This is a genomic window from Rhodosalinus sp. FB01 (genome assembly GCF_041365715.1).
Classification (GTDB): Bacteria; Pseudomonadota; Alphaproteobacteria; order Rhodobacterales; family Rhodobacteraceae; genus Rhodosalinus.
The window spans coordinates 126653-152384 of record NZ_JBGFSH010000003.1 but is presented as its reverse complement, the minus strand read 5'-3'; the positions used below and the strand labels follow the sequence as shown (position 1 = coordinate 152384).

Annotated in this window: 31 protein-coding genes; 16 read left to right on the top strand and 15 right to left on the bottom strand. The window is 68.3% G+C overall.

Annotation, left to right across the window (positions count from 1 at the left end):
- Positions 1 to 29 precede the first annotated feature (29 nt).
- Positions 30 to 461, top strand: coding sequence for a thioredoxin family protein (locus AB6A65_RS05445; RefSeq protein ID WP_371037349.1), 432 nt, complete (start codon positions 30 to 32; stop codon positions 459 to 461).
- Here AB6A65_RS05445 and AB6A65_RS05440 read toward each other — a convergent pair.
- The 8 genes from AB6A65_RS05440 to ettA form a co-directional block, all read right to left on the bottom strand.
- On the bottom strand, positions 458 to 1660 hold the full coding sequence (locus tag AB6A65_RS05440) for a geranylgeranyl reductase family protein (protein ID WP_371037348.1): 1203 nt from the start codon (positions 1658 to 1660) through the stop codon (positions 458 to 460). The two genes, AB6A65_RS05445 and AB6A65_RS05440, sit on opposite strands and share 4 nt — an antisense overlap.
- A 19-nt stretch (positions 1661 to 1679) precedes the next feature.
- Positions 1680 to 1922, bottom strand: a complete 243-nt coding sequence (locus AB6A65_RS05435) for a hypothetical protein (RefSeq protein WP_371037347.1) — start codon at positions 1920 to 1922, stop codon at positions 1680 to 1682.
- A gap of 103 nt (positions 1923 to 2025) precedes the next feature.
- Positions 2026 to 2589 carry a L,D-transpeptidase gene (locus AB6A65_RS05430; protein WP_371037642.1) on the bottom strand — a complete coding sequence of 188 codons (564 nt, stop codon included), beginning with the start codon at positions 2587 to 2589 and terminating at the stop codon, positions 2026 to 2028.
- Between the two features lie 232 nt (positions 2590 to 2821).
- Positions 2822 to 3136 carry a divalent-cation tolerance protein CutA gene (gene cutA, locus AB6A65_RS05425; protein WP_371037346.1) on the bottom strand — a complete coding sequence of 105 codons (315 nt, stop codon included), beginning with the start codon at positions 3134 to 3136 and terminating at the stop codon, positions 2822 to 2824.
- A 108-nt stretch (positions 3137 to 3244) separates the two neighbouring features.
- A complete protein-coding gene (locus AB6A65_RS05420) occupies positions 3245 to 3451 on the bottom strand; it encodes a cold-shock protein (protein WP_371037345.1) in 207 nt (68 codons plus the stop codon).
- Positions 3452 to 3736: 285 nt separating this feature from the next.
- Positions 3737 to 3943: a cold-shock protein gene (locus tag AB6A65_RS05415; protein ID WP_371037344.1), complete on the bottom strand. Its 207-nt coding sequence runs from the start codon at positions 3941 to 3943 to the stop codon at positions 3737 to 3739.
- 398 nt (positions 3944 to 4341) lie between these two features.
- Positions 4342 to 5646 carry a hypothetical protein gene (locus tag AB6A65_RS05410; RefSeq protein WP_371037343.1) on the bottom strand — a complete coding sequence of 435 codons (1305 nt, stop codon included), beginning with the start codon at positions 5644 to 5646 and terminating at the stop codon, positions 4342 to 4344.
- Entirely contained in the window at positions 5643 to 7298 is a 1656-nt protein-coding gene (gene ettA / locus AB6A65_RS05405; RefSeq protein ID WP_371037342.1) for an energy-dependent translational throttle protein EttA, read from the bottom strand. Before ettA ends, AB6A65_RS05410 begins: the two co-directional genes overlap by 4 nt.
- 138 nt (positions 7299 to 7436) lie before the next feature.
- On the opposite strand from ettA, the gene AB6A65_RS05400 reads away from it, so the two are divergent.
- Both AB6A65_RS05400 and dacB read left to right on the top strand, forming a co-directional pair.
- Positions 7437 to 8054 (top strand): nicotinate-nucleotide adenylyltransferase, encoded by a 618-nt coding sequence (locus tag AB6A65_RS05400; protein ID WP_371037341.1) that lies wholly within the window; start codon positions 7437 to 7439, stop codon positions 8052 to 8054.
- 79 nt (positions 8055 to 8133) lie between these two features.
- Entirely contained in the window at positions 8134 to 9627 is a 1494-nt protein-coding gene (dacB, locus tag AB6A65_RS05395) for a D-alanyl-D-alanine carboxypeptidase/D-alanyl-D-alanine-endopeptidase (protein ID WP_371037641.1), read from the top strand.
- Between the two features lie 15 nt (positions 9628 to 9642).
- Here dacB and AB6A65_RS05390 read toward each other — a convergent pair whose 3' ends face one another.
- Both AB6A65_RS05390 and AB6A65_RS05385 read right to left on the bottom strand, forming a co-directional pair.
- The gene (locus AB6A65_RS05390; RefSeq protein ID WP_371037340.1) at positions 9643 to 10077 is read right to left on the bottom strand and encodes a L,D-transpeptidase; all 435 of its coding nucleotides are present in this window, start codon (positions 10075 to 10077) and stop codon (positions 9643 to 9645) included.
- Complete coding sequence (locus tag AB6A65_RS05385) at positions 10074 to 10499, bottom strand: tellurite resistance TerB family protein (RefSeq protein WP_371037339.1); 426 nt, start codon at positions 10497 to 10499, stop codon at positions 10074 to 10076. Before AB6A65_RS05385 ends, AB6A65_RS05390 begins: the two co-directional genes overlap by 4 nt.
- 108 nt (positions 10500 to 10607) lie before the next feature.
- Here AB6A65_RS05385 and AB6A65_RS05380 point away from each other — a divergent pair, with 108 nt between their 5' ends.
- Positions 10608 to 12191: a lysine--tRNA ligase gene (locus tag AB6A65_RS05380; RefSeq protein WP_371037338.1), complete on the top strand. Its 1584-nt coding sequence runs from the start codon at positions 10608 to 10610 to the stop codon at positions 12189 to 12191.
- Positions 12192 to 12254: 63 nt separating this feature from the next.
- Positions 12255 to 12668, top strand: coding sequence for a DUF4864 domain-containing protein (locus AB6A65_RS05375; RefSeq protein WP_371037337.1), 414 nt, complete (start codon positions 12255 to 12257; stop codon positions 12666 to 12668).
- Positions 12669 to 12672: 4 nt separating this feature from the next.
- On the opposite strand, the gene AB6A65_RS05370 is transcribed toward AB6A65_RS05375, so the two are convergent.
- Positions 12673 to 13554 (bottom strand): CHAD domain-containing protein, encoded by an 882-nt coding sequence (locus AB6A65_RS05370; RefSeq protein WP_371037336.1) that lies wholly within the window; start codon positions 13552 to 13554, stop codon positions 12673 to 12675.
- Between the two features lie 124 nt (positions 13555 to 13678).
- Here AB6A65_RS05370 and AB6A65_RS05365 point away from each other — a divergent pair, with 124 nt between their 5' ends.
- On the top strand, positions 13679 to 15970 hold the full coding sequence (locus AB6A65_RS05365) for a glycosyl hydrolase family 28-related protein (RefSeq protein WP_371037335.1): 2292 nt from the start codon (positions 13679 to 13681) through the stop codon (positions 15968 to 15970).
- A 6-nt stretch (positions 15971 to 15976) separates the two neighbouring features.
- Here AB6A65_RS05365 and AB6A65_RS05360 read toward each other — a convergent pair whose 3' ends face one another.
- The gene (locus AB6A65_RS05360; protein ID WP_371037334.1) at positions 15977 to 16462 is read right to left on the bottom strand and encodes a HugZ family protein; all 486 of its coding nucleotides are present in this window, start codon (positions 16460 to 16462) and stop codon (positions 15977 to 15979) included.
- A 205-nt stretch (positions 16463 to 16667) separates the two neighbouring features.
- Between AB6A65_RS05360 and parA the strand changes: the two genes are divergently transcribed.
- The 6 genes from parA (at position 16668) to AB6A65_RS05330 (ending at position 20034) form a co-directional block, all read left to right on the top strand.
- Entirely contained in the window at positions 16668 to 17297 is a 630-nt protein-coding gene (gene parA / locus AB6A65_RS05355; protein WP_371037333.1) for a ParA family partition ATPase, read from the top strand.
- Positions 17298 to 17367: 70 nt separating this feature from the next.
- The gene (locus AB6A65_RS05350) at positions 17368 to 18210 is read left to right on the top strand and encodes a DUF6206 family protein (RefSeq protein WP_371037332.1); all 843 of its coding nucleotides are present in this window, start codon (positions 17368 to 17370) and stop codon (positions 18208 to 18210) included.
- 67 nt (positions 18211 to 18277) lie between these two features.
- Positions 18278 to 18598 carry an antibiotic biosynthesis monooxygenase gene (locus tag AB6A65_RS05345; protein WP_371037331.1) on the top strand — a complete coding sequence of 107 codons (321 nt, stop codon included), beginning with the start codon at positions 18278 to 18280 and terminating at the stop codon, positions 18596 to 18598.
- Positions 18599 to 18677: 79 nt separating this feature from the next.
- Positions 18678 to 19085, top strand: a complete 408-nt coding sequence (locus AB6A65_RS05340; RefSeq protein ID WP_371037330.1) for a universal stress protein — start codon at positions 18678 to 18680, stop codon at positions 19083 to 19085.
- 26 nt (positions 19086 to 19111) lie between these two features.
- Entirely contained in the window at positions 19112 to 19705 is a 594-nt protein-coding gene (locus AB6A65_RS05335; RefSeq protein ID WP_371037329.1) for a rhodanese-like domain-containing protein, read from the top strand.
- Positions 19706 to 19779: 74 nt separating this feature from the next.
- Complete coding sequence (locus AB6A65_RS05330) at positions 19780 to 20034, top strand: zf-TFIIB domain-containing protein (protein ID WP_371037328.1); 255 nt, start codon at positions 19780 to 19782, stop codon at positions 20032 to 20034.
- A gap of 196 nt (positions 20035 to 20230) precedes the next feature.
- Here the strand turns inward: AB6A65_RS05330 and AB6A65_RS05325 are convergent, their stop codons facing one another.
- The 3 genes from AB6A65_RS05325 to AB6A65_RS05315 all read right to left on the bottom strand — a co-directional run bounded on the left by AB6A65_RS05325 (position 20231) and on the right by AB6A65_RS05315 (position 22533).
- A complete protein-coding gene (locus AB6A65_RS05325) occupies positions 20231 to 20680 on the bottom strand; it encodes a DUF3775 domain-containing protein (protein ID WP_371037327.1) in 450 nt (149 codons plus the stop codon).
- A gap of 130 nt (positions 20681 to 20810) precedes the next feature.
- Positions 20811 to 21482: a dienelactone hydrolase family protein gene (locus tag AB6A65_RS05320; RefSeq protein WP_371037326.1), complete on the bottom strand. Its 672-nt coding sequence runs from the start codon at positions 21480 to 21482 to the stop codon at positions 20811 to 20813.
- Between the two features lie 43 nt (positions 21483 to 21525).
- Complete coding sequence (locus tag AB6A65_RS05315; protein ID WP_371037325.1) at positions 21526 to 22533, bottom strand: hypothetical protein; 1008 nt, start codon at positions 22531 to 22533, stop codon at positions 21526 to 21528.
- Positions 22534 to 22707: 174 nt separating this feature from the next.
- Between AB6A65_RS05315 and AB6A65_RS05310 the strand changes: the two genes are divergently transcribed.
- From AB6A65_RS05310 to AB6A65_RS05295, 4 genes are all read left to right on the top strand, one after another.
- Entirely contained in the window at positions 22708 to 23676 is a 969-nt protein-coding gene (locus AB6A65_RS05310) for a ribose-phosphate diphosphokinase (RefSeq protein WP_371037324.1), read from the top strand.
- Positions 23677 to 23749: 73 nt separating this feature from the next.
- On the top strand, positions 23750 to 24181 hold the full coding sequence (locus AB6A65_RS05305; protein WP_371037323.1) for a DUF4399 domain-containing protein: 432 nt from the start codon (positions 23750 to 23752) through the stop codon (positions 24179 to 24181).
- A gap of 229 nt (positions 24182 to 24410) precedes the next feature.
- Complete coding sequence (locus AB6A65_RS05300) at positions 24411 to 25193, top strand: enoyl-CoA hydratase-related protein (protein WP_371037322.1); 783 nt, start codon at positions 24411 to 24413, stop codon at positions 25191 to 25193.
- Positions 25194 to 25195: 2 nt separating this feature from the next.
- Entirely contained in the window at positions 25196 to 25717 is a 522-nt protein-coding gene (locus tag AB6A65_RS05295; protein WP_371037321.1) for a thioesterase family protein, read from the top strand.
- Positions 25718 to 25732: the final 15 nt, after the last annotated feature.

The window sequence follows — 25732 nt, the reverse complement described above, 5'->3', positions numbered from 1 at the left end:
TCGAAAATGGAATACGAGGAGCCCGTTCCATGTCCACGCGCAAGCTTACCTGCCTCGCCTGCGGCCAGTTCAACCGGGTCACGGCGGAGCGTCCGGTGGCGGCCGCGAAATGCGGCACCTGCGGTGCCCGGCTGTTTCCGAAGAAACCGGCAGAGATCGACGCGAAGATCCTCGCCAAGGCGGCGCGCGCCGACGAGGTTCCGCTTGTCGTCGATTTCTGGGCGCCCTGGTGCGGGCCATGCCGCATGATGGCGCCCGAATTCGCGAAGGCGGCCGAGACGCTCAACGGCAGTGCGCGTTTCGCCAAGCTCAACACCCAGGACCATCCGGAGGCGAGCGCCCGCTACAACATACGCGGTATTCCCATGCTCGCGGCCTTCTCGGGCGGGCGGGAGCGCGGGCGGCAGGCCGGCGTGCAGCGTGCGGAGGCCATCACCGGCTGGGTGCGCGAACTGGCCTAATGCGCCCGGTCCGGGACCAGCAGGCTGCGTGAGAGATGCCGGGGCAAGCGTCGCAAGAGGGCGGCCATGATGTCGGCATACTCACGCTGCCCGCCCAGCATGCGCAGATAGTCGTGGCGCAATGTCCGGGAGTCACGGAAGGCGCGGATGAAGCCCGCTTTGAGGGGCGGCGCGTAGATGACGAGGCGCAGCGCCCGCGCGTGGCGAAGGGCGCCGTGTATCGGGCCGAGCGATTTCCGGTAAAGCGGCAGCGCTGTCTCCGGCCGGTCCTCGGCCAGGGCTGCCGTTGCGGCCTCGGCCGCCATCCGTCCGCTATCGATCGCGTGGGCGAGACCCTCCCCCGTTATCGGATCGACGAGCCCGGCGGCATCGCCTGCAAGCAGCACCCGACCGTGCCCCGGTATGCGCCGAAAAGCGCCGAAGGGCAGGAACGCCCCTTTCACCTTCTGCATGGAGGGATCGACGCCAAGGCCGCGCAGGTAGGTCTCGAGGGCCGCGCGCATCTCGGGGTTCCGCCCGTGCAGTCCCCCCACGCCGATCGTCGCGCTGCCCGATTTCGGGAAGTGCCAGCCATAGCCCCATTCCGCCGCGCCGAAGTCGATGCGGACCCGGTCGGGCGTGTCCTGCTCTGGCGGGGCCTCGACCTCCATCGCGAAGCCGACCTGGTGCGGGTCGTAGGCGCGGCCGAAGAGCGACCGGGCAGTGGTGCTCGCGACCCCGTCCGCGCCGATGAGGATGCGCCCCTCCAGCGTCGCGCCGCTGTCCAGTGTGACCCGGCATGTGCCGGGGTCGATGCCGGCAGGTTTCTGCCCGCTCCGGTCATCTGCGCCTGCGGCGATCGCCGTGCTTTGAAGATAGGTGTCGAAGGCCCGCCGCGTGGTAAGGTGGATCGGCGGCACGCCATCGACCGTCCCGAGAGAGGCGCCATGGGCATGGAATTCGAACGTGCCGCGCTCTTCGGCAAGGTGTCCGGGCAGGGGGTGGCCGAGCAACCTCTCGAGGGCGGCGGCGCATCGGCCGGTGATCCCGCCCCCGCAAAGCTTGTCGCGTGGGAAGCGGCGCCGGTCGATCAGGGCGACGGACATCCCTTGACGGGCCGCGGTGAGTGCGGCCGCCGCCCCTGCGGGCCCCGCGCCCATGACCAGGATGTCATAGTGTTCAACCGGGCGCGCGTCGCTCGCGGCCGCGCTCTGCGTCACGTTCCGTGCCGTCAACCGATCACTGGCCCGTTCGATGGACCGCCGCGTTGTCGCAGGACGGTTGTGAAGCCTTCATCGCATCCGTGCTTTCGGCGGTGTAATCGTCACGACAGAAGGGACGGGCCAGGAGCAGCACGGTCGCTGCTGCGCCTCCGAGAGCATAGATCGCGACAGCCGCCAGCCATCCCGCCCCGAAGGCCACGGCCGCGGCGCCAAGGAAAAGGCCGGCGAGGCTTCCGATCATCAGGGCAGCCAAGGCCATGTGGGACACTCCATCATCGATCGTGGTCAAGGTGGCACAAGAGCTCTTTACGTAAGGTTAACACCACTCTCACTACGGTTCGCATGCGTGGATCCCGCTTCCGTCAAAGCAGCACGGTGACCTTCGTTCCGATCGGAACGCGCTCATACAGGTCGATCACATGCGTGTTCAGCATTCGGATGCAGCCATTCGAAACCGACGTGCCGATGGTTCGTGGCGCGTTGGTCCCGTGGATGCGGTAGAAGGTGTCCCGCCCGTTCTGGAAGAGGTAGAGGGCTCTTGCCCCGAGCGGGTTCGCCGGCCCGCCGGGCTGGACGTAATCGTTGTCCTTGAAGCGGCCATAGGCGCGGGGGTCGCGCTCGATCATCTCGTCGGTCGGGCGCCATGTCGGCCACTCCTTCTTGACGTCGATCGTCGCGGTGCCGGTGAATTCCAGCCCCGCGCGCCCGACGCCCACGCCGTAGCGCAGCGCCGTCCGCGGCGCCGTGACGTAGTAGAGGAAGTGGCTCTTCGGCAGGATGAGGATCTGGCCCGGTGCGATGTCCGCGCGGATGCGGACCTCCTGCGGAAGAAGGCGCGGGGCGAGCTGGACATCCTGGGCAAAGGCAGCGGCGGGCAGCGTCGCGGCGGCGGCGCTGGTGGCAAGGAATGAACGGCGCGTAAGCATTTCCATCACTCTTCGTTTGGCAGCAGACCCATGCGGTCAGTGTGCCCGGCCGACAGATTTTATCAACCTGAGAGACGGCGATTTCGTGTCATGAACGGGTCATAATTTGGCCATCCGCGCGGCGCTGTTGCCCGAATGGCCCGTTTCTGCATCGGATCTGTCGGGAACGGTCCGTCGCGGCGAGGTTCGAACGTCCTCTGCGACCGCGGCGCGCGGGACGTCGCGGGCGGCGCTAGACGGGCGTCTCGTCGGCGATCCAGGCCAGGAAGTCGGCGTTGGCCTCCAGCGGCACGCGCAGGATCGGCGGGCAGTCGTAGGGGTGAAGGCGGCGTATCTCCGCCTCCGCGCGCTCGGCCAGTTCTGGCCGGGTCTTCAGAAGCAGCGGGATCTCGACGGTCCGCTCCACCGCGCCCTCCCAGCGGTAGAGGGAAGTGATAGGTGCATACCGGTTCGCACAGGCCGCGAACCGCGCCAGGATGAGCCCCTCCGCGATGAGGTCCGCGGTCGCTTCGTCAGGGCAGTTGGTGAGCATGGCGAGCATCGGCATGGCGCCTAGTGTCCGAAGCGGGCGCGGGCGCGTCAAGTGGCGGATGCGCACGAAAAAGGACGCGGCGGATCCCTCCGCCGCGCCCCTTGCGGTCCGGTCGGTCGCCGATCAGGCGAGGGACAGGTTCGTCGCCGACTCGCGGCCGTCGCGGCCGGATTCGACATCGTAGGTCACTTTCTGGTCGTCTGCGAGGCCGGTAAGGCCCGAACGCTCGACGGCCGAGATGTGGACGAACACGTCCTTGCCACCCGTATCGGGCGCGATGAAGCCGTAGCCTTTGGTGGTGTTGAACCATTTCACGGTGCCAGTAGCCATACCGTGGTCTCCTTCTTCATGTGCTGCCCGCGGTAGTGCGGCAGCCTGGCCTGTCTGTCCTGATCGAGACTGACGGCCGTGAAGCGAGACAGTGGTCGAGTAGGGATAGCGAAGCAGTGAAATATTTGGCATGTCGCCGCCGGAATTGCAAGGGGCAAGGGGCCATCCGGCGCCGGACGCGCGGCCTCTCGCGGCGGCGCTAGGGTGCGCGCAGGCCGGAGGGGCGAATGAAAAAGGGCGCGGCGGATCGCTCCGCCGCGCCCTCTTGCCGGATCGGTCGCCGGCTCAGGCGAGGGCGAGGTTCGATGCGGACTCGCGGCCGTCGCGGCCGGATTCCACATCATAGGTCACCTTCTGGTCATCGGCGAGGCCGGTGAGGCCCGCACGCTCGACGGCCGAGATGTGGACGAAAACGTCCTTGCCGCCCGAAGCGGGCTGGATGAAGCCGAAGCCTTTGGTGGCGTTGAACCATTTCACGGTGCCATTGGCCATGTCCGTGGTCTCCTGTACTTAACGCTGCCCGCAGGATGCGGCAGCTTGGCGTCAGTCTTTCCGTATCGAGTACTGAGCGCCGGTGTTAAGGGAGACAGCTGGTCGAGGTGGATAACATTTGCACACCGGCGTGTGACAGGTCCGGGGCGGGGTGGCAAGGGAAATCGGCGTTGGCCCTGCACGCGGGCGATCGCGACGCAGCGTCAACTCTGTCATCGCAGGGCACCGGCGCATCCCGCCGCGGCAAGGAAGGACGCCCCATGGGCTAAAACGATTTCTTGGACGCCAGAAAGACCCCGTCCGCCCCCGACGCCCAAGCCCGAGACGCCGGCGAAACCGGCCGGGAAGTGCGGCTGAGCGGGGCGGCAAGCTGGGAGCCGGTATGAGAAGCTTCCACCCTATGCTTGGCTATCGCCCAGTCGTTCAGGATAACCAGATCGGCTGTAGTTAATCAGCCAGCCTTTCGGCGTAAGCGCAATTGTTCTTCGCCGTTGATCGGTTTCATCAATTGTGCTCTCGACCAAGCCAGCATCTTCTAACGTCTTAATTTGTGGCCTCATGGCCATGGGCGTCTCATAGCCGAACGTTTCATGATCGCTGGGCGCTATCGAGCCGCCCATCGCGACGATCTTGTCGAAGACTTCCCAAGGCTTGGGTGTCAGTTTCGTATCTTCAAGAAATTCTTGAGCTTCTTCCGCCAGCCAAACCTCAAGGAGCTGAAATTTATCGGTTGAGTCCGCATTGGCTTGTCCGCTATCAAGTAGCCATTCGGAAAAGTCTGAGCAAAATTTCAGCGCAATCCGTAGGTTGTCATTGCAAACTCGAAATATATGAATGAAGCCATCTTGTTCGACGGGCGGGTTTCCGCTCCCAAGCTTCAATTCATACTCACGTACCCTCCTCTCTATCAAGCCGTCTAGCTTGTTAACAGGAAGAGGTTCAACCTTCATTGGTTTCGCTAGGTAGCCTTGCAGGCGGGACGAAGAAGCAACGCCGCGGACTATGCCTCTAGCGCCGCAAATGACCCAAATAAGACCGTGAGCAGTAAGAAGCTTATCGCGCATTGCCTCCATCGTGGCTTTGGCCTTGGTAGATTTTTGAAGCAACTCAAGATTGTCAATGACACAAATTATGCCTCCTCTTTTTTGGTTGGGAAACATTGCCCTCAAGAGTTGATCAACTTTCGTCTGAAAGCCTAAAGATGTAAATCCATCAGTCGTACTAGGTTGTGTGGAGAGCCCGCCACCGACTGGCCCCAAGTTGCCAGATACGCTGGAGTACTGCTCAGAAGTCAGCCAATCGAAAAGCTTCTTGGTTTCTCCAATATTTCTGCCTGCGGCGACAAGCTCCTCTCTCTTTCCATGAAGGGCCAGGAGAACTTCTTGGTAAACTCTTGCGGAAAAACTGTCGACTGTCTCGCTAGAGTCGAGTTGGAATGGTCGTTCCAAAGAAAGGTAGCACGGCCCGCCTGTGTCAAAAAAATCTCTTTGGAGCTTATAGGCGGAAACCGCTATGATGCTTGTTTTGCCAACGCCAATGTCGCCTTCGACCGTCGGAATTGAGTTCTGCCCCTTAATCCGAAGGGACAGTCTCTGAAGTTCTTCTTCGCGTCCGACTAAGAGCCTCTCGCCGGCTGCGTTTGCCGAAACGGGAAGATGATCATAAGGGTTTTGGCTAAAGCCAAAAGCTTCCCACATAGTCACCTCGCAAACTTCTTGTACTTGATCCGCTTCGGCTCGACCGCGTCGGGGCCGAGCCTGCGCTTCTTGTCTTCCTCGTAGGCCTCGAAATTGCCCTCGAACCATTCGACATGCGCCTCGCCCTCGAAGGCGAGGATATGGGTGCAGATGCGGTCGAGGAAGAAGCGGTCGTGGGAGATCACCACGGCGCAGCCGGCGAAATCGGCGATGGCGTCCTCGAGGGCGCGGAGCGTCTCCACGTCGAGGTCGTTGGTGGGCTCGTCGAGCAGGAGCACGTTGCCCCCCTCCTTCAGGAGCTTCGCCATGTGCACGCGGTTGCGCTCGCCCCCTGAGAGGAGCCCCACCTTCTTCTGCTGGTCGCCGCCCTTGAAGTTGAAGGCCCCGCAATAGGCGCGGGAGTTGATCTCCGCGTCGCCCAGGTGGATGACCTCGGCCCCGCCGCTGATCGCCTCCCAAACGGTGTGGTCGGGATCGAGCGCGTCGCGGCTCTGGTCGACATAGGCGAGCTTCACCGTGTCGCCGTAGTCGATCAGGCCCGCGTCGGGCTGCTCCTGCCCGGTGAGCATGCGGAACAGCGTTGTCTTGCCCGCGCCGTTCGGGCCGATGACGCCCACGATGCCCCCCGGCGGGAGCGAGAAGGACAGATCCTCGATCAGCAGCTTGTCGCCATGCGCCTTGCGCAGCTGCTCGACCTCGATGACCTTTCCGCCGAGGCGCGGCCCGTTCGGGATCACGATCTGCGCGCGGCCCACGCGCTCGCGCTCGGACTGGCCGGCGAGCTGCTCGTAGGCCTGGATGCGGGCCTTCGACTTGGCCTGACGCGCCTTCGCGCCCTGCCGTATCCATTCGAGTTCCCGGGCGAGCGTCTTCTGCTTGGCCTTGTCCTCGCGCGCCTCCTGCTCCAGCCGCTTGGCCTTCTGCTCCAGCCAGCTGGAATAGTTGCCCTCGTAGGGGATGCCGCGGCCGCGGTCGAGCTCGAGGATCCAGCCGGTGATGTCGTCGAGGAAGTAACGGTCGTGGGTGACGATCAGGATCGTGCCCTTGTAGGCGATGAGGTGGCTTTGCAGCCAGGCGATCGTCTCGGCGTCGAGGTGGTTCGTGGGCTCGTCGAGAAGCAGCATGTCGGGCTGCTCCAGCAGCAGCCGGCAGAGTGCGACGCGGCGCTTCTCGCCGCCCGACAGCGTGTCGGGCATGGCGTCGTCGGGCGGGCAGCGCAGCGCCTCCATCGCCACGTCCACCTGGCTGTCGAGATCCCAGAGGTTCTCGCTGTCGATCTCGTCCTGCAGTTGCGCCATCTCGTCTGCGGTCTCGTCTGAGTAGTTCATGGCGAGCTCGTTGAAGCGCTCGAGCTTGGCCTGCTTGGCCTTCACCCCCTCCATGACGTTGCCGCGCACGTTGAGATCCGGATCGAGGTCGGGTTCCTGGGGCAGGTAGCCCACGGTCGCGCCCTCGGTCGCCCAGGCCTCGCCGGTGAAGTCCGTGTCGATGCCCGCCATGATGCGCAGGAGCGTCGACTTGCCCGCGCCGTTCACGCCCACCACGCCGATCTTCACGCCGGGCAGGAAGTTCAGGCGGATGTTCTCGAAGGTCTTCTTGCCGCCCGGATAGGTCTTGGAGACGCCGTCCATGTGGTAGACGTACTGGTAGCTGGCCATCGGCTGCCTTTCCTTCGCGAAATCAGGGATGTTCCCGCCTTGATAGCCAAGCGCGGGCGGCGGGGCAATGCGATGTGCGGCCGTTGACAAGGGCGGGACACTCGTCTTCGCTGCCGCGGACCACGGGGGGAAAGGGCGATGATGCGGGCCGAGCTGGGGCTGCCGTCCGCGGCGGCCGGGCAACGGGTGGGCCTTCTGGGCGGCTCCTTCGACCCGCCGCATGCGGGCCACAGGCACATCTCGCGGGAGGCGCTCAAGCGTTTCGCGCTCGATCGGGTGTGGTGGCTCGTGAGCCCCGGCAACCCGCTCAAGGCGCACGGGCCCTCGCCGCTCGGCGCGCGCATGGCCGCGGCGCGGGCGCTTCTGGACGATCCGCGGGTCGCGGTGAGCGATTTCGAGGCGCGGGTCGGCACGCGCTACACCGCCGAGACGCTGATGAAGCTGCAAAATGCCTGCCCGGGCGTGCGTTTCGTCTGGCTGATGGGCGCGGACAACCTCGTTCAGTTCCACCGCTGGGAAAGCTGGCGCCGGATCATGGACACCGTGCCCGTGGGGGTGCTGGCGCGACCGGGGCTCCGGATCCCGGCCCGGACGTCGGTGGCCGCGCGGGTCTACCGGCAGGCGCGGATCCCGGCGTCGGAAAGCCGGCGCCTCGCCTCCGCGCAGGCCCCGGCCTGGTGTTTCATCAACGTCCCGATGCTCGATGTGAGTTCGAGCGCGATCCGCGCCGGGGGCGGCTGGAACGCGCGGCCGTGACGGTGTCGTCACGAGGCTTGCCCGGCGGAGACCAGAGAGGATAACCATGGGACATCGGGTGTCATTGAAGCGCAGGACGATGTCGGCGCGGGTTTCACGACGGATCTTTCTCGGCGGGTTGCTCTCCGGAACGGCAGGGGCGGCGCTGGCGTCGCCCCCCGCGGCATCGCTGCGCCCCGTCGCGCGCGGCACGAACCTTCGGGCGCTTGCGGTCCCCGAGGCGGAGACCCTCGTCGGCGATGCGAAACTGGGCGGGCGCGTCGCGTTCGCCGTGGCGGACCTTGCGAGCGGCGAGCTTCTGGAAGCGCGGGGGGAGGAGACGGCCCTTCCGCCCGCGAGCGTCGCCAAGGCCGTGACGGCGCTTTACGTCCTCGACGCGCTCGGTGCCGCGCACCGGTTCACCACGCGCCTGCTTGCCACGGGCGAACTGCGCGACGGCGTGATCGACGGCGACCTTGTGCTCGCCGGTGGCGGCGACCCGACGCTCGACACGGATGCCCTCGCCGAGCTTGCAAAGCGGCTGAAATCCGCCGGGGTGCGCGAGGTGCGCGGAGGCTTCCGCGTCTGGGGCGGCGCGCTGCCCTTCGAGCAGGCCATCGATCCCGGCCAGCCGGATCATGTCGGCTACAACCCGGCCGTTTCCGGGCTCAACCTCAATTTCAACCGGGTCCATTTCGAGTGGCGCCCGTCGGGGGGCAGCTACCGGGTGACGATGGATGCGCGATCGGCGCTCTATCGCCCCGAGGTGCAGGTGGCGCGCATGGCCGGGACGGTGCGCGACGGGCCCGTCTACACCTACGAGGACAGCGACGGGCGCGACAACTGGACCGTGGCGCGCGGCGCTTTGGGCAATGGCGGCGCGCGCTGGTTGCCGGTCCGAAAGCCCGAGCTCTACGCGGGCGAGGTGTTCCAGACCTTCGCGGGCGCCCACGGCATCCGCCTCGGCGCGCCCGAACCCGTTCGCGCGGTGCCGCCGGACGCCGCCGAGCTCGCGGCCTGGGAGAGCGCGCCGCTCGGCGAGATCGTGGCCGACATGCTGCGCTACTCCACCAATCTCACCGCGGAGGTGGTGGGCATGGCGGCCACGGCGGCGCGCGGCGGATCTGTCCCGTCGCTCGCGGTGTCCGCCCGCGAGATGAGCCGCTGGGCCGGCCAGCGTCTCGGCATGACGCGCGCGCGCTTCGTGGACCATTCGGGGCTTGGCGATGCCTCCCGCGTGAGCGCGGCCGAGATGGTGGCCGCGCTGGCGGCGGCGGGCCGGGCCGAGACGCTGAAGCCGATCCTGAAGGAGGTCACGCTGCGCGACGCGCAGGGCCGTCCGGTGCGGAGCGCGGCGCTCACCGTGCGGGCGAAGACCGGCACGCTTCATTTCGTCAGCGCGCTTGCGGGGTATGTCAGCGCGCCCGGGGGACGAGAGCTTGCCTTCGCGATCTTCACCGCCGACACCGAGCGGCGCGCGGGGCTGACGCGTGCGCAGCTCGAGCGGCCAGAGGGGGCGCGGGGGTGGAACGGGCGCTCCCGGCGGCTGCAACAGGCGCTGATCGAGCGCTGGGGCACGGTTTACGCGGCCTGAGCCTCATAGGGAGCGCTAGGGCCGGATCTCGATCAGCGTTTCGCTTTTGCCGACCTCCTTCACCAGCTCGAAAAGCTGGCGCGCGTTGTCAGGGTGCAGCCGGACGCACCCGGCCGACGCGGGCGCGCCCAGCGCACCGACCTGCGTCGTTCCGTGTATCGCGTAATTGCCGCTGAAGAAGATCGACCAGGGCATCGGCGCCCCGTCGTAAAGGGTGGACCGGTGATCCCTGACGAGCGTCTGCGGCACGAACAGCCCCGTCGGCGTGACCTTGCCGCTGCGCGCCGTGGACACGGGCCAGTCGGCGATGCCGACACCCGCGCGCCGTACCTCCATCCTCTGGTCGGAGAGGTCGATCAGGACGGAAAGCTCGGCAGCGGCCAGCCAGCCGGGTGCGGCCAGCAGCGCAAGCGCCGCCGCGACGCGCCGCGCGTGGCGGCCGGCGCTCATGCCGGCATGTGCCGGGCCCGCGCCCCCCGTTCGATCGCGGCCGCGTGCAGTCGGTCGATGTCGAGCTCGTAACGGATCTCTTCGAGAAGGCGCAACTCGGGCTCGTGCAGCAGCCCGTCCGCCGCGCCCACGTCGCAGGCGAGCGCGTAGGCGGTTTCGAAAAGGCGCTCCGGCAGGTTCTCGCGCACCAGCCCGAAGAGCGCGTCGAGCCCGTCCTCCTGTTCGAACAGGTCGAAGACGAGCTGGGCGACCGCGTTCATCCGGTCGATGTCGTAGGCCGCGAAGACGGGCAGGTTGTTGACGGCGGTCTGGATCTTCACGAGTTCCGCGGTGCGGATGTCCTCGTCGCTGGCCGAGACCGCGATCATGAGCGCCACGAGGCAGTCCTGCGGGCTGATGGGGTGGGGCGCGGCGTTGGTCATCTCTTGTCCTTCGAGGCTGCGTCGCGGCGAGATTATTGACCTCTCCGCGGGGCGGCAATAGGAACCGGCCGTCCGTGCCGTTGCGCGGCCCCCAGCCGGAGATCCCCCATGGACGAGATGCGCGACGCCGCGATGAAAGCGAAGGCCTGGCCGTTCGAGGAGGCACGCCGGCTGCTTCAGCGATATGGCGACGCGCCGCCGGAAAAGGGCCATGTCCTGTTCGAGACGGGATACGGCCCCTCGGGCCTGCCGCATATCGGCACCTTCGGCGAGGTCGCGCGCACCACGATGATCCGCCGCGCCTTCGAGGTGATCTCGGACATTCCCACGCGGCTCATCTGTTTCTCGGACGACATGGACGGGATGCGGAAGGTGCCGGACAACGTGCCCGACCCGGACCAGCTGCGGGAGCATCTGCAAAAGCCGCTCACCGACGTGCCGGACCCTTTCGGCACGCATGAGAGCTTCGGGCACCACAACAACGCGATGCTGCGCCGCTTTCTCGACGCCTTCGGCTTCGAGTACGAGTTCTACTCCGCGACCGAGTTCTACCGGTCGGGCCGGTTCGACGACATCCTGTTGCGCGCCGCGGAGCGTTACGACGACCTGATGGCCGTGATGCTCAAGACGCTCCGGGACGAGCGCCGTCAGACCTACTCGATCTTCCTGCCGCTCCACCCCGAGACGGGGCGCGTGCTTTACGTGCCGATCCGCCATGTGGACGCGAAGAACGGCACCGTCACCTTCGACGACGAGTCGGGCCGCGAGTGGACCGTGCCGGTGACCGGCGGGAACGTGAAGCTGCAGTGGAAGCCAGATTTCGGCGCGCGCTGGGCCGCGCTCGACGTCGATTTCGAGATGTACGGCAAGGATCATTCGACCAACACGCCGGTCTACGATCGCATCTGCGAGATCCTCGGCGGCCGGAAGCCCGAGCATTTCACCTACGAACTCTTCCTCGACGAGAACGGCGAGAAGATCTCGAAGTCGAAGGGCAACGGGCTCACGATCGACGAGTGGCTGACCTACGCCTCCACGGAGTCGCTCAGCTACTTCATGTACCAGAAGCCGAAGACGGCGAAGCGGCTCTTCTTCGACGTGATCCCGCGCGCGGTGGACGAGTATCACCAGCAGCTCCGCGCCTACCCGGACCAGGCGGCCGAGCAGCGGCTCGCCAACCCCGTCTTCCACATCCATGGCGGCCAGGTGCCCGAAAGCGGGATGGTGGTGCCCTTCTCGATGCTTCTCAACCTCGCCTCCGTCTCGGCCGCCGATGACAAGGAGACCCTCTGGGGTTTCATCCGCCGCTACGCCCCCGAGGCCAGTCCCGAGAGCCACCCGGACCTCGACGCAGCCGCGGGCTACGCCGTGCGCTACTACAACGATTTCGTGAAGCCCTCGAAGGTCTACCGCCTGCCCACGGAGCTCGAGCGCGAGGCGCTGGAAGAGTTGCGCGACGGCCTGAAGGCCTGGCAGGGCGGGGCCGACCCGGAGGAGCTGCAGAGCCTGGTCTTCGCGGTGGGGCGGGACCGGTTCGATCCGCTGCGCGGCTGGTTCAAGGCGCTCTACGAGGTGCTTCTCGGGGCAAGCCAGGGTCCGCGGTTCGGGGGGTTCATCGCGCTCTACGGCGTGGACGAGACGGCGGCGCTGATCGACAGGGCGCTCGCGGGCGATCTCGCGCAAGGCGTCTGAGCGCGCCCGCCGCGTTGATCGGCGCACGCTCCGGTTTAACTTTGGGTAAAGAAGGAGGATCCGATGCGCCAGCTTCTCGCCGCTCTCGCGACCACGCTTTGCCTCGCCACCGCTGCCCCCGCCGACGAAAGCGCGGCGCCGGCGGTGCAGGGCACCATCCAGAGCCAGATCGACGCCTTCCTCGCGGATGATTTCGAACGCGCCTTCACCTTCGCGAGTCCCGGCATCCAGGGGATCTTCCGGACGCCGGAGAACTTCGGGCGCATGGTTCGCGACGGCTACCCGATGGTCTGGCGGCCCGAGAGCGTGCGCTTTCTGGACCTGCGCGAGATTTCGGGCGCGCTGTGGCAGAAAGTGCTGATCGAGGACGCCGAGGGCGCGACGCATCTGCTCGACTACCGGATGGAGTCCGACGAGGCGGGCAACTGGCGCATCGACGGCGTGCGGATCCTGCGCGCGCCCGACCTGTCGGTCTGAGCCTTCACCCTTCGCGGCGGGCGATCTCCCACCACGCCACGATCCGTTTCGCCGCCGCTGCGGGCTTCTCCGCGAAGAACCGCGCGCCGAGCGCGAAGGCCTCGCGCTCCAGCATGCCGATCCGCCGGTCGACGTGAGCGGACAGGGCGCGCGATGCCTCGGGTTCGAGGCGCGGTGCATTCCCGGAGCCCAGATACTCCATGTAGAGGGCGAGATCGTGGTGATCGCCCAGGAGGTCGGACAGGCGCTTCGCCGCCGCTGCCCTGGGCGCCATCTGCGCGGGCCAGCCCCGTTCGAGCAGGCAGCAATGGTGCCAGTGATACTTCGCGCGCTTGCGCCATTCGTGCATCACGGCGACCGTCGGCGCCGCAAGGGCCTTTTCGTGGGCGCGTGCCGCCCGCTTCCAGGTCAGGGCAAGGCCCTTTTCCAGGACCTTCGCCGGATCGCCCTCGACGCGCCAGTCAGCGATCCGCGTCGCGAGCGCCTCGAGCTGGGCGCGGTGGGTGTCGCCGATCCGCACATCCACGGCCGACCTGGCACGGGTGAGCTGCGCGCGGACCGGGGCGAAGCGGTGCTTCTCGTCGCCCACGTCGCGCATCAGCGCGTCATGCGTCTCCACCAGCGCCTCCAGGTCGCGCAGGCCCGACAGCGATCGCGCGAAATCCCGGATCGCGGCGTTCTCCTGCCCGTAATCCGTGAACCCGGGCCGGACGAGGCGGATCAGGCCGCGCAGTTTCTTGCACCGCTTGCGCAGATCGTGGACCGCCTCGTGCGGATCGGATGCGTCATCGGACGCCGCGCGCCGTGCGCGGCGCACCTGATCCGCGGCAACCCTTCTCAGTTCAGCGCCGAGATCGCGCGCGCTGGGTTTGAACCGGAACGCCATTCTGCCCGTCTCTCCGTTGCCTGCCTCGGTCACCACCGTAACGCTGGTCTCGCCCGGCGTTAAGCCTGCCCCGCTACCACCCCGCGCGCCGGAGCGGACCGGCGGATGCGAGACGGGGCAGATCATGAACAAGGCGATTACCGAAGGCGCGGCTCTGATGCCGCCATCTTTCGAGGCCGGGCTGGAAAGCTGGTCGTCCGGAGACGGGACACCGGGGGCCGACAGCTACGCGAACGATCCGGGCGCGGCGTTCGTTGCCGCCGACCAGGATTTCGCGGGCTGCCTCGAACTGGTAAAGGCAACGGCCACGCAGAAGCTGCGCTACATGGGGCAGACGCCGCTGCTCGATGGCACTTACCTCCGCGTGCGGGCGCGGGTGAAGGCGGTTTCGGGCCCGCTTCCCTCGGTGCGCATCGCGGGCTGGCCAGGCGACGCCTTCGGCGCGCCGGTGCCGGGGCTGGTCGTGACGGGGCCGGAGGTGGCGCTCGAAAGCTACGGCCAGGTGGTCACGGTCTCGGCGATCGTGGGCCCCGGCGCGCGGGGCGGCGTGGACATGGTCTGGGGACGCGCGCCCGCCTACGGCCATTTCGGGCTCGACCTCACGGGGCCCACGGGCGGGGTTGTGCGCATCGACGACATAGAGATCGAGGACGTCACCTCCGTCTTCCTGCGGGACATGCTGAGCGTGGTGGACGTGCGCGATTATGGCGCACGGGGCGACGGCGCGACGGACGACACCGACGCGTTCGAGGCGGCCGACGCCGCGGCGGCGGGGCGGCGGCTGCTCGTGCCCGCCGGGACCTATCGGCTGGCGCGGTCGCTGACCCTGGCCTCGCGCGTGGATTTCGAGGGCACGCTGTCGATGCCCGACGATGCGATCCTGTCGCTCACTGCGCGGTTCGACCTGCCGCTCTATATCGACGCCTTCGGCGACGAGGAACGCGGCTTCCGCAAGGCGTTCCAGGCGCTTCTGAACAACGCCGACCACGAATCGCTCGACATGGGCGGGCGGCGCGTTTCGGTGACGGGGCCGATCGACCTCGCCGCCGCGGTGCCCAATCGGGAAAGCTACGCCCAGCGCCGCGAGATCCGGAACGGGCAGTTCTACGCCGAGGGCGAGGCGGCCTGGGAGACCGAGGCGGTCACCGCGCAGGCGAGCTACGATCCCGCCGACCCGCGGCGGCTTACCGGCGTGACGAACGCCGCCAACGTGCCCGTGGGCGCGCTGGTGGAGGGCGCGGGCGTGGGGCGCGAGATCTACGTGGTCTCGAAGAACGTGGCGGCGCAGGAGCTCACGATCACCGATCCGCTCTGGGGCGCGGCCGGAACGCAGACCTACACCTTCCGCCGCTTCCGCTACCTGCTCGATTTCAGCGGGTTCGGCCGGCTCGACAAGTTCGGGATGACCGACATCGAATTCCAGTGCAACGGCGTGGCGAGCGGGATCCTGCTGGCGCCGACGGGGGTGGGGTTCCGGCTCGAGAACTGCTTCTTCACGCGCCCGAAGCACCGCGGCATCACCTCTGCCGGGCAGGGCTGCCAGGGGATGCTGGTGGATCGCTGCCAGTTCCTGACGGACGAGAACGACAGGCCCGCGCAGGACCGCGTGTCGATCGCGCTCAACGCCAACGCCAACGACGTGAAGCTTCGCAACAACCGCTCGACGCAGTTTCGCCATTTCGCGGTGCTCGCCGGGGCCAACAACGTCATCTCCGGCAACCATTTCTTCCAGGGTGCTTCGGTCTCGGGCGGGCTGCGGATGGCGGGGCTCGCTCTGTTGCGGCCGAACGGCACCACGACGATCGTGGGCAACTACGTGGACAACTGCTTCATCGAGTGGACCAACGAGCGCGACCCGGAGCCCGCCTTCACTGGGGGCTTCGGCTTCTCCGCGCTCAGCGTCACTAACAACATCTTCTTGTCGGGAGACGTGGCGCCCTGGTTTTCCTACCTGGTGCTCCGGCCGCACGGGCCGGGGCACTTCGTCCATGGTCTCAACGTCACCGGCAACCTCTTCCGCTCGCTCAACGGGCGGATCGATCGGGTGGACCGGATCGACACGAGTTTCGCGGAGATGGACATGGGGCGGATGCGTAACGTCACCGTGGCCGCCAATGCCTTCAACAACGTGGACGTGGCGATCGAGAATCCGCTGCGCCTTACCCATGCGGAGAACAGCGCCTCGGACACCTGGACAATCGACGGCGCGCCGCGCCTGCCCTTCGGCGGCTGGGCGCGTGCCGTGGAGTCCGTGATCCCGCGCGGTTCCATCACGAACGCATTGGGCGGCGAGGTCTTCGCCCTGCCGCATGTCGAGGTGGAGGAGGGGCCGAGTCGCGATCAGGTTCGCCTTGGCTGGCCGGAGCCGGTGCAGGGGGCGGTCACGCTCCTGATGCGGATGGACAACGAAACCTGAGCGGTTTCAGCCCCGGGCCAGGTCTTCGGGGCGGAGCAGGAAGGCTTTTCCGAAGCCGCCGTTCAGATGCGCGGCGGTGATCTCGTAAAGAAGGAACGAGAAGTCGGCGAAGCCGATGTAGAGTTGCGCCTTCGGGCGCAGCTCCAGATATCGCTGGGCCATCTCCGGGTGCCCGGCTTCGCCGTGGCGCAGGAACCGCGCCTGCGCGATCAGGGTGATCCGCGGATGCGTGAGCGGGTCGCCCTTCGGCCCGGGTTCGCCCAGAAGCAGCGAACAGGCCGGGTTCGCGGCAAGGGCGCGCGTGTGGTGCGAGAGGTCGGAGACGAGGCTTACCGGACGGCCGCTCGCGTCGGTGGCGACCGCCACGCGGCTGACCATCGGCGCGCCGGTTTCGGGATCGACGACGCCGAGCGAACCGTGTTGCGCGGTATCGACAAGGTGCCGCGCGAGCGCGCGGGCCTCGTCGTCGGCGGGGCGGAACGGATCGGTCATGGCCCCGGTATAGCTTCGACGCCGCGCCCGGGGTAGCGAAACGCGCCGGAAGGTCCGCCCTGCCGAACGATTTTCGAGGGATCCGCGCGTCGAGCATGTATCAATTACGTGACGCAGCAGCCCCGGCTTGCCGCAAGGGCATGGTATCCCGTGGCCGGGACGTGGTATGCTGCGGTGCAGCATGATCGAGGGGCAAGGGGGACGCATGGCAAGGGGCCGCATCATCACCGTCGCGCAGCAGAAGGGCGGCGCGGGCAAGACCACGCTAGCGGCCAATCTCGCCGTGACCTGGGCGCGCGCCGGGCGGCGCGTGGCGCTGATCGACACCGATCCGCAAGGCAGCCTCGGGCGCTGGTTCATGACGCGGCTGGAACGGTTGGATCCTCCGGGGCTGGAATTCGCCACCGCCTCGGCCTGGGGCGTGGGCTACGAGTGCCGGAAATACGCCGACAGCCATGACATCGTCATCGTCGACACGCCGCCCAAGGCCGACAGCGACCTGCGCCCCAGCCTGCGCGCGGCAGACCTCGTGCTGGTGCCGGTCGCATCGAGCCATGTCGATCTCTGGGCGACCGAGGGTGTCCTCGATCTGGCCCGGCGCGAGGATCGCCCGGCGCTCGTGGTGATGACGCGGGCCCGGGCCAACACGCGCCGCGGCGCCGAGGTCGCCGAGGCCGCGGCGGCGCTCGAGGCGACGCTGGCCGAAACGCCGATCGCGAACCGGGTCGTTTACGCGCAGACCCTGGGCCAGGGCCTCGGCGCGGCGGAGGCCGGGCGCTCGGCCGCCCGCGACGAGCTGGAGCGCCTCGCCGCGGAGGTCGATCGGCTGCTCTGATCCGTCGCATGGCGGTGGCGCGGAGCGGACAAGCGCGGTAGACGCGGTGACGATGGATGAGGATCCCGCGATGACCACTGCCGACCCGCTTGCCGACCTCCTGCGCGCCGACGGCGCGCGCCGCGGGCAGACCGTCTCGCGGCTCGGCTATTTCTGCGCACCCTTCCGTCCCGAAAGCGGCCCCTACGCCGATCGCGTCATCAAGGTCTACCGCGCGCTCTCCGATAACGCCGCGCTCGACCGGCTGGCGGCGGCGCATGACGCCTACGTTGCGGCGCTGACGGCAACCGGCGTGCCGCTGCCGGAGACGGAGTTCCGCCTCGTGCGGACGGGCGCGGCGCTTCGGCCCGTCATCGTGCAGGAGGCGCTGCCGGCCGAAACCATGATGCGCCCGAAGCTCCGGGACGTCCCGCGCGAGGAGGCGCTCGCGCTGCTGGAGTCGGCCGGCGCGGTGATCGCGCGGTTCTGGAACGCGGCGGACCGGTTCGACACGCGGATCGGCTTTCACCCGTCGATCCGCAATTTCGCGGCGCGCGACGGCGAGGCCGTCTTCTTCGACACCTTTCCCCCGCTGATCCACTGCTCGCGCGAGGAGATGGGCAGGCTGCTTCTCCAGTTCTCGGAAAGCCGCCTGATGCGCTGGGCCGGGCCGCTCGTGCAGCGCCGCATCACGGCGATCCAGGACGAGTGGTATTCGCCCGCCGAGACGCTGGTCGGGCTCGTGGGCTCGGCCTGCCGGCTGCGCCCCGCGGATGCGGAGGCCATCCTGGACTGGGGCCGGCGCTTCGCGCCGCGCGCCATGCCGCGCTGGGCCGACGAGATCGCCGAAGGCCTCGCGCGGCCGCCGCGCCTTCCGGGCGAGTGGACGGCCGTGCGCCGCCTCCTCGGGCTGGAGGGTGAACCGAACGTCTGAGCGACGGGGCTTGGGTCCGGTGCCGGGTTCGTGCGATAGTCCCGCGGACACAAGGGAGGGAGAGCTTATGCTCACCATCGCGAGCGATGCGCCCGGGCAGACGGTCATCACCACGTTCGAAACGACGCCCGGAACCTGCCAGGACGTGCTGGACGCGCTGACCGACGCCTACCGCAGCTTCATTTCGAAGCAGCCGGGCTTCATCGCGGCCGGGCTTCACGTCAATGACGCGCAGACACGGATCGCCAACTACTCGCAATGGGAGCGGCGCGAGGATTTCCTCGCCATGCTCCGCTCGGACGAGATGCGCGCGCGCAACCGCAAGATCAACGATCTCTGCCGCAGCTTCGAGCCGGTGATGTACGAGGTGGCGGCGACCTTCGACTGACCCCGGTCAATGACGGGCCGGCGCAGGATGTCGGAAAGTGCCCGAGCGAAACACGAAAAACGGACAGGAACTGCCAGACATGTATTCCCATATCCTCGTGCCCATCTCCTTTGACGAAGACCGCGACGCCGCGGGGGCGGTGCACGTCGCCCGCGTGCTCGCGGGCGCGGAAAGCAAGGTCACGCTCTTCCACGTGATGGAGCGCGTGCCATCCTATGCCATCAATTACCTGCCGCAGGACTACGTCGCCTCGGCGCGCGCGGCGATCGAGGAGGAACTGGCGAACATGGCCGAAGACCTGCCCGGCGCCGGGGCCATGGTCGTGGAGGGTCATGCCGGGCGGACGATCCTCGACTGGGCGGAGGAGAACGATGTCGATTGCATCGTCATCGCATCGCACCGGCCGGGGATGCAGGACATGCTTCTCGGAAGCACCGCCACGCAGGTGGTGCGCCATGCGAAATGCTCGGTTCACGTGATACGATGAACCGGGCCATATAGGGAGGAAACGACATGAGATACGCATTCGCACTTGCTGCGGCGCTGGCCGCGACCACGGCCCTTGGCGAGGAGGCCCCCGTGAACATCACGCCGGAGATGGGGTCCGTGACGGTTGAGACGCGTTCGGGCCCGGTAGAGATCCGGCGCGCCCAGGATCCGCAGAACAAGCTCGAGGGCGACTGGGCGCGCACCTCGCGGCCCTGCCCGGAATTCTGCATCCAGCCGAACCAGCCCGCCCCCGGCGTGACCACCATCGGCGAGCTTGAGCTTCTGGATCTGCTGCAGGATCCCGAGGTCATCGTCGTCGATAGCCGGACGCCCGACTGGTATGCCGGCGGCACGATCCCGGGCGCGGTGAACATCCCCTACACCGAGGCCGTCGATCGGCTGGGCGAACTGGGCTGCGAGATCGATTTCGATGGCTGGAACTGCGAAGAGGCGCAGCCCGTGGCGCTCTTCTGCAACGGGCTGTGGTGCGGACAGTCGCCCGCGGCGATCCGGCGAATGATCGAGGCGGGCTTCCCGGCCGAGCGGATCCACTACTACCGCGGCGGGATGCAGACATGGCGTCTGCTGGGACTGACGGTCGCAGGCGGCGAGAGCTGAGGCGCCGGGATCGGGCTTGCGCCGCATCCTGCGGCGCCCCATCTCCTGCCGGAAGCAACAGGAGGTGCCCGACCATGCAATGCCCGATCGATGGAACCCAGCTCGTGATGACCGAACGCGCCGGCGTCGAGATAGACTACTGCCCGCAATGCCGCGGCGTCTGGCTCGACCGTGGCGAACTCGACAAGATCGTCGAGCGCAGCGCGCCCGCCGCCGCGCCGATGGGCGCCGGTGACCGGGACCGCGGTTTCGACGAAGACGATTACGACCGGGCGAAAGGCCGCAAGAAACGGCGCGGCGGCTTCCTGGAAGAGCTGTTCGACTTCTGAGCCGGACAGCCCCGGGGTAGTACGGATACACTCACCGCGCGCCCATGGCATCCCGCATCCGCGCGGTGGGGACGTCGTGCGCGACGAAACTTGTGCGCCCTGAACGCCCGCCCTCGGCGACCGGGCGGGCCCGCCTGTCGGGCGGGGTCCGTCACCATATGGCGTGCCGTACCCGGGGGCGGGCACATGCGCTGCGTCAGCCGTGCCCGCGCAGGAACTCCTTGCAATCGAGTCCGAGCGCGTCCAACCCCGCCACGAGATAATCCGCGGCGAGCGGCGTGCCGCAGATGTAGCCCGGCGTCTCGTCCGTGTGCTCCGTGACGGCCGTGCGGCGCAAGTCCGCCCAGTCGCCGCCGTCGCGGCCGAACCACATCAGCGTCACGATGTCGACCTGCTGTTCGAACGGAAGATCGGACAGGATCGATGTAAGCTCCTGCTCCACCGGGTCGGAAGGCCGGTCCTCGAGCACCGCGGCTTCGATATCGTCGTCGTCGAGCCGTGAGGCGGACGGGTCGGTCGATCCCTGCTTCGCCCGCCGCTCGTGCAGTTTCGCCACGATGAAACAGACGGTATCGAGCGGGACCGAAATCTCGATGTCCTCTCCCGGGCTCTGCGGCGGGGGCGTTTCGCGGTCTGCCGGCGTCATCGGTCGGGCTCCTTTCTTACGGGAAAGATTTTGCTGCCGGGAAGTCTCGCGCGGCGGTGCCGCATGGGCAATAACCTGCGTCAACTTTGCCGGCGGGGGCGCGCGTGTCGATGCCGCGGCCGTTTCGGGCTCACCCATGCGGCGAGGCGGGCGACCCGGCGAGGTGACGGTCGAACCACGACGCGGTCTTTTCCATCACGGTCCGAAGCGTGCCCGGCTCCTCGAAGAGATGCGTGGCGCCCGGCACGATCGCGAGCCGCTTTTCGCAGGGCAGTTCGGTCAGCGCCTCCTCGTTCAACGCGATGACATCCGTGTCGCGCCCGCCGACGACCAGCAGAGTGGGCGCATGCACGCGCTGAAGCGACGCCCCGGCCAGGTCGGGCCGCCCCCCGCGCGAGACCACGGCCGATACGGCCTCCGGCCGCTCCGCCGCCGCCACCAGCGCCGCGGCGGCCCCGGTGCTCGCGCCGAAGAGACCGATCCTCAATCCGCGCACGGCAGGTTCCTGGCCGAGGCAGGAAAGCGCGTCGCCCACCCGGCCCGCGAGCAGGGGAATGTCGAAGACGTGGGAGCGATCCCGCGCCTCGCCGGGGGTCAGAAGGTCGAAGAGGAGCGTGGCGTAGCCCCGCCCTCCGAGCCACTCCGCCACCGCACGGTTGCGCGGGCTGAACCGGCTGCTGCCGCTGCCATGGGCGAAGACGACAAGCCCGCGCGGCGCATCGGGCAGGGCGAGGTCGCCCTCCAGGCGGCCGCGGCCGGACGAGACGGGGATGTCCAGTTCGATATCGCGAGGGCCGGTCATGCCGCCACTGTGGCGTCCCGCGCCGGGGCCGCAATGACGCCCGTCAATCCTCGGCTGCGCGCAGCGCCTGCCGGGCCAGGGCGAGGTACCGGCGCGCCGCCGGCGCCCATTTTCCGGGCGTGCGCGGGTCCGGGTCGAGCAGATGGTCCATCGAAAGCCGCGCCCGCGTCAGGCAGCGCAGCACGCGGTAAAGCGCGGCCAGGCCCGGCGATGGCGGGGCGATGCCCTCCTTCTCGAGACGCGCGGTCAGCGCCGGTCCGAGATCCGCGTCGCCGAGGATCTCGCTTTCGAGGCCGAGATAGGCGGCCTCGTCGAAGGGATCGACGATGCGCAGGTCTATGCAGAATTCCACGCGGTCGAAAACGGTGACCGGATCGGTGAAGCACACATGCTCTGGCCTGAGATCGCCGTGACCCTCCACGACGAGGCGATCGGCGACGCGCCCCATCACCTCGCGCCGGCGATAGGCAAGCGCGGCGACGGCGCCGCGGCCCACCTCCGCCGCCTCGGGGCCGAGATCGGCGCCCCACCGGGCGAGCGCGTCGCGGCTGCGCCGCGCCTCGGCGAACATGAAGGACCAGTGCCGCGCGGCCCGTCCCGGCGGAAGGGGCGGCGCCGCGCGAAGGAATTGCGCGATGCGCTCGCCCAGCGCATCGCGCCACAGGGGCGGGCAGGGGCGCCCGGATTTCAGGATGGTCTCGAGATTTCGCGCCTCGGGCAGGCGGCGCATGACGACCACCCTGTCGATCACCTCTCCGGGGGTGTCGAGCCCGATCCGACCGGACGGCGCCCGGCGCACCGGCGCGACGCCCAGATAGGTCTCTGCCGCGAGGGGGCGGTTGAGCCGCAGTTCCGACAGGCAGGCCACGAGCCGCCGCGGCGCGGTCGAGAAGTCCAGGTGGCTGCGGGTGACCGGCTTTTTCAGCTTGAACGCGCGGTCGGCGGTCAGGAACACGAGGGCGGCATGGGTCTCGACCACCCGTTCCGGGGCCAGCTCGCGCTCCAGCGCGGCCCGCGTCAGGTCGTGGAGCGCCCGGGCCTGATCTGGCATCAGCGCGCCCGCGCTCACGCCGGGCTGCGCGCCGTGACGTGCGCGCAAGGTGTCGGGTCTCCGGTTCGCCTCATCGCGCCTGCCTCCGTTCGCGCGGGACCTTGCGGGGCGGCGGTGGCACGGACATTGACCGGGGTCAATGCGTGCCCTCCACGGGCGCGGTTGGCTCTCGCCATGCGATTCTTCGCCCTCGACACGGAAGACAGCCTTGCACAGGCCGTGGCGGATGCGGGCGGCTTTGCCATCGATCCCCATGAAATCCGCGATTTCGAGGAGGGCGAGCACAAGGGCCGCCCGCTGGTCGACGTGCAGGGCGAGGACGTGTTCGTGCTGGCCGGGCTGCGCGGGAGCGGAGCGTTATCGACCAACGACCGGCTGATCCGGACGCTCTTCTTCATCGGCGCGTGCCGCGATCACGGCGCCGCTTCGGTGACGGCGATCTGCCCGCTTCTGCCTTACGCGCGGAAGGACCGGCGGACCAAGCCCCACGATCCGCTCGGCGCGCGCTACGTCGCCCAGCTGCTGGAAGCGGTGGGCACGAGCGCCGTCGTCACCGTGGAGGCCCACAACCCCGCGGCGTTCGACAACGCGTTCCGTATCCCCGCCCTGCACCTCGACGCGCGGCGGCTTTTCATGCGCCATGTCCGGGCCCGCGCGGGCGATGCGCCCTTCGCGCTCGTCTCTCCCGACATCGGCGGGTTCAAGCGCGTGCAGCTTCTGGCCGAGAGCTTCGACGAGGCGGAGCGCGCGCGCCTGTCGCTGGGGCTTTGCGAGAAACGCCGGTCCGGGGGCGTGGTGTCAGGCGGGTTCTTCGCGGGCGACGTCAGGGACCGCCCGGTCTGGATTCTCGACGACATGATCGTGGGCGGGGGCACGATGCGCCGGGCGATCCGCGCGAGCCTCGAGGCCGGCGCGTCCGAGGTGCGCCTCGCCGCGACGCATGCGCTTTTCGATGCCGAAACCCTGGACGGGCTGATCGCGGAAGGCGCGCGGGAGGTGGTGGTGACCGATACCGCGGCGCCGCTGGATTACGGGCTGCGCAAAACGGCCGGCCTCGAGGTGCTTGCCATCGCACCCGAGATCGCGGCGTGCGTCGCGCGCCTGCGGGGCGGAACGGCCGCGGATCTGTGTCACGCGGACTAAACCTTCCGGGCACGTTGAACGCACGGTTCCTCAGTCTACCTTACCCTACGTAAGAAAGAACAGGGAGGAGACCATGTTTCTTGCATCTGTCGGCCGCGGCCTCGCGGCGGTGTTCATTCTGGCGGTTCCGGCGCTCGCGCAGGACCGCACGCCCGCGCCGGAGGACGCGCGCGCCTACATCATCTCGCCCGGCGACGGCGCGACGGTGTCAAACCCGGTCACGATCCGGTTCGGCCTCGACGGGGTGGGCGTCGCGCCGGCCGGAACCGAGGTGGAGGGAGCCGGGCATCACCATCTTCTCATCAACGTCGATCCGGCGAGTTACGACTTCAGCCAGCCCGTTCCGGCCGATGACCGGCACGTCCATTTCGGCGGCGGCCAGACGGAGGTGACCAAGGACCTGCCCGCCGGCACGCACGAGGTCTGGATCCTTCTGGGCGATGCGTTCCACATGCCCCATGACCCGCCGGTCATGTCCGAGCCGATCACCATCACCGTGGAGTAATCCGCGCAAAGGCGGACTTTCCGCGCCTTTGCCCGTTGCCGCATGGCCCTTGGCGCCGAGGCGAGCGTTTCAAGACTTGCGGATGACCCTCCCTCTCTTTGGACGAGGCGCGCGGCCCCCTGCTTGCGCGCTCCGCCTCGCGAGGACAAGCATCGCACGGGGCTGGGAAAACCGGTGCTCCCCGCCTTATCATCCCGGCCATGACGATCCGACGGGAGGGAGATCGAGGATGACAGGGGTCAGGACCGAACGGCGGGGCCGGGTGCTGGAGGTCACGCTGGACCGGCCGAAGGCCAACGCCATAGATGCCGCCACGAGCCGCGCCCTGGGCGAGGCGTTCCGCGAGCTGGCCGAGAATGATGCATTGTCGGTCGGAATCGTGACCGGCGCGGGAGAGCGGTTCTTTTCGGCCGGATGGGACCTCAAGGCCGCGGCGGCGGGGGAGGCGGCCGACGCCGATCAGGGCGTGGGCGGCTTCGCGGGGCTGACCGAATACTGGGATCTCGACAAGCCGGTGATCGCGGCGCTGAACGGGCTCGCGCTGGGAGGCGGTTTCGAACTGGCGCTCGCGGCCGACATGATCGTGGCGGCGGAGCACGCGGAGGTCGCGCTGACGGAAGCCGCGCTCGGGATCGTGGCGGACTCCGGCGGCGCGATCCGGCTGCCCCGGCGCCTTCCCCGCGCCGTGGCCATGGAGATGATGATGACCGGCCGGCGCGTCGGCGCACCGGAACTCGCGCGATGGGGCCTCGTCAACGAGGTCGTTCCCGGCGCGGATCTCATGGCGGCCGCGCACGCGTTGGCGGACCGGGTGGCCGCGGCCGCACCGCTTTCGCTTCGGGCGATCAAGCAGATCGTGCGCGCCACCGAAGGCGCCACCGAACGCGCGGCGTTCGGGATCATGCGCGACGCGGATCTGCCGGCCTATCGCGGCCTCTACGCGAGCGAGGACGCCGCCGAAGGCATGGCCGCCTTCGCCGAGAAGCGCGCGCCCGTCTGGAAGGGACGCTGACAGTGGCCGAGACCTACGACCCGCCGCTGCCCTGGACGGGCGAGATCGCCGCGCCGCTCACTTTGTTCCGGACGCGCGTCCGGCCCGAGTGGCTGGACGAGTACGACCACGTCAACACCGCCCATTACGTCACGATCTGCGACCATGCGAACTGGGCCTTCTGGAACTGGATCAATGCCCCCGAGGCCACGATCGAGGCGCGCGGCGGCCAGGAATACGTGATCGTCGAGACCCATGTGCATTACCTCGACGAGCTTGCGCTGGACACGCCGATCCACGTCACCACCCGGCTTCTCGCGCACGATGCGCGGCGTTTCCTGCTTTTCCACGAGGTATGGAAGAGCACGAGCGGGACGCGCGCCGCGACGAACGAGGTGAAATGCCTGGCCTTCGACCTCGACGCGCGACGGGCCGGAAGCTGGCGGCCCGTTGTCGCCCGCAGGCTCGGCGCCGTCTCGGCCGCCCACGCCGGGCTCGAAAGGCCGGTGCAGGCGGGCACGGGGATCGCGCTCAGGAACCGCTGAGGCCAGCCCGCGCTT

Excerpts from the sequence above, each read along its gene's own strand:
- AB6A65_RS05445 (WP_371037349.1), top strand. The coding sequence starts at position 30 with ATGTCCACGCGCAAGCTTACCTGCCTCGCCTGCGGCCAGTTCAACCGG.
- AB6A65_RS05435 (WP_371037347.1), bottom strand. The coding sequence starts at position 1,922 with ATGGCCTTGGCTGCCCTGATGATCGGAAGCCTCGCCGGCCTTTTCCTT.
- AB6A65_RS05430 (WP_371037642.1), bottom strand. The coding sequence starts at position 2,589 with ATGCTTACGCGCCGTTCATTCCTTGCCACCAGCGCCGCCGCCGCGACG.
- cutA (WP_371037346.1), bottom strand. The coding sequence starts at position 3,136 with ATGCCGATGCTCGCCATGCTCACCAACTGCCCTGACGAAGCGACCGCG.
- AB6A65_RS05420 (WP_371037345.1), bottom strand. The coding sequence starts at position 3,451 with ATGGCTACTGGCACCGTGAAATGGTTCAACACCACCAAAGGCTACGGC.
- AB6A65_RS05415 (WP_371037344.1), bottom strand. The coding sequence starts at position 3,943 with ATGGCCAATGGCACCGTGAAATGGTTCAACGCCACCAAAGGCTTCGGC.
- ettA (WP_371037342.1), bottom strand. The coding sequence starts at position 7,298 with ATGGCCAGCTACCAGTACGTCTACCACATGGACGGCGTCTCCAAGACC.
- AB6A65_RS05400 (WP_371037341.1), top strand. The coding sequence starts at position 7,437 with ATGATGCGGGCCGAGCTGGGGCTGCCGTCCGCGGCGGCCGGGCAACGG.
- dacB (WP_371037641.1), top strand. The coding sequence starts at position 8,134 with ATGTCGGCGCGGGTTTCACGACGGATCTTTCTCGGCGGGTTGCTCTCC.
- AB6A65_RS05390 (WP_371037340.1), bottom strand. The coding sequence starts at position 10,077 with ATGAGCGCCGGCCGCCACGCGCGGCGCGTCGCGGCGGCGCTTGCGCTG.
- AB6A65_RS05385 (WP_371037339.1), bottom strand. The coding sequence starts at position 10,499 with ATGACCAACGCCGCGCCCCACCCCATCAGCCCGCAGGACTGCCTCGTG.
- AB6A65_RS05380 (WP_371037338.1), top strand. The coding sequence starts at position 10,608 with ATGGACGAGATGCGCGACGCCGCGATGAAAGCGAAGGCCTGGCCGTTC.
- AB6A65_RS05375 (WP_371037337.1), top strand. The coding sequence starts at position 12,255 with ATGCGCCAGCTTCTCGCCGCTCTCGCGACCACGCTTTGCCTCGCCACC.
- AB6A65_RS05370 (WP_371037336.1), bottom strand. The coding sequence starts at position 13,554 with ATGGCGTTCCGGTTCAAACCCAGCGCGCGCGATCTCGGCGCTGAACTG.
- AB6A65_RS05365 (WP_371037335.1), top strand. The coding sequence starts at position 13,679 with ATGAACAAGGCGATTACCGAAGGCGCGGCTCTGATGCCGCCATCTTTC.
- AB6A65_RS05360 (WP_371037334.1), bottom strand. The coding sequence starts at position 16,462 with ATGACCGATCCGTTCCGCCCCGCCGACGACGAGGCCCGCGCGCTCGCG.
- parA (WP_371037333.1), top strand. The coding sequence starts at position 16,668 with ATGGCAAGGGGCCGCATCATCACCGTCGCGCAGCAGAAGGGCGGCGCG.
- AB6A65_RS05350 (WP_371037332.1), top strand. The coding sequence starts at position 17,368 with ATGACCACTGCCGACCCGCTTGCCGACCTCCTGCGCGCCGACGGCGCG.
- AB6A65_RS05345 (WP_371037331.1), top strand. The coding sequence starts at position 18,278 with ATGCTCACCATCGCGAGCGATGCGCCCGGGCAGACGGTCATCACCACG.
- AB6A65_RS05340 (WP_371037330.1), top strand. The coding sequence starts at position 18,678 with ATGTATTCCCATATCCTCGTGCCCATCTCCTTTGACGAAGACCGCGAC.
- AB6A65_RS05335 (WP_371037329.1), top strand. The coding sequence starts at position 19,112 with ATGAGATACGCATTCGCACTTGCTGCGGCGCTGGCCGCGACCACGGCC.
- AB6A65_RS05330 (WP_371037328.1), top strand. The coding sequence starts at position 19,780 with ATGCAATGCCCGATCGATGGAACCCAGCTCGTGATGACCGAACGCGCC.
- AB6A65_RS05325 (WP_371037327.1), bottom strand. The coding sequence starts at position 20,680 with ATGACGCCGGCAGACCGCGAAACGCCCCCGCCGCAGAGCCCGGGAGAG.
- AB6A65_RS05320 (WP_371037326.1), bottom strand. The coding sequence starts at position 21,482 with ATGACCGGCCCTCGCGATATCGAACTGGACATCCCCGTCTCGTCCGGC.
- AB6A65_RS05315 (WP_371037325.1), bottom strand. The coding sequence starts at position 22,533 with ATGCCAGATCAGGCCCGGGCGCTCCACGACCTGACGCGGGCCGCGCTG.
- AB6A65_RS05310 (WP_371037324.1), top strand. The coding sequence starts at position 22,708 with ATGCGATTCTTCGCCCTCGACACGGAAGACAGCCTTGCACAGGCCGTG.
- AB6A65_RS05305 (WP_371037323.1), top strand. The coding sequence starts at position 23,750 with ATGTTTCTTGCATCTGTCGGCCGCGGCCTCGCGGCGGTGTTCATTCTG.
- AB6A65_RS05300 (WP_371037322.1), top strand. The coding sequence starts at position 24,411 with ATGACAGGGGTCAGGACCGAACGGCGGGGCCGGGTGCTGGAGGTCACG.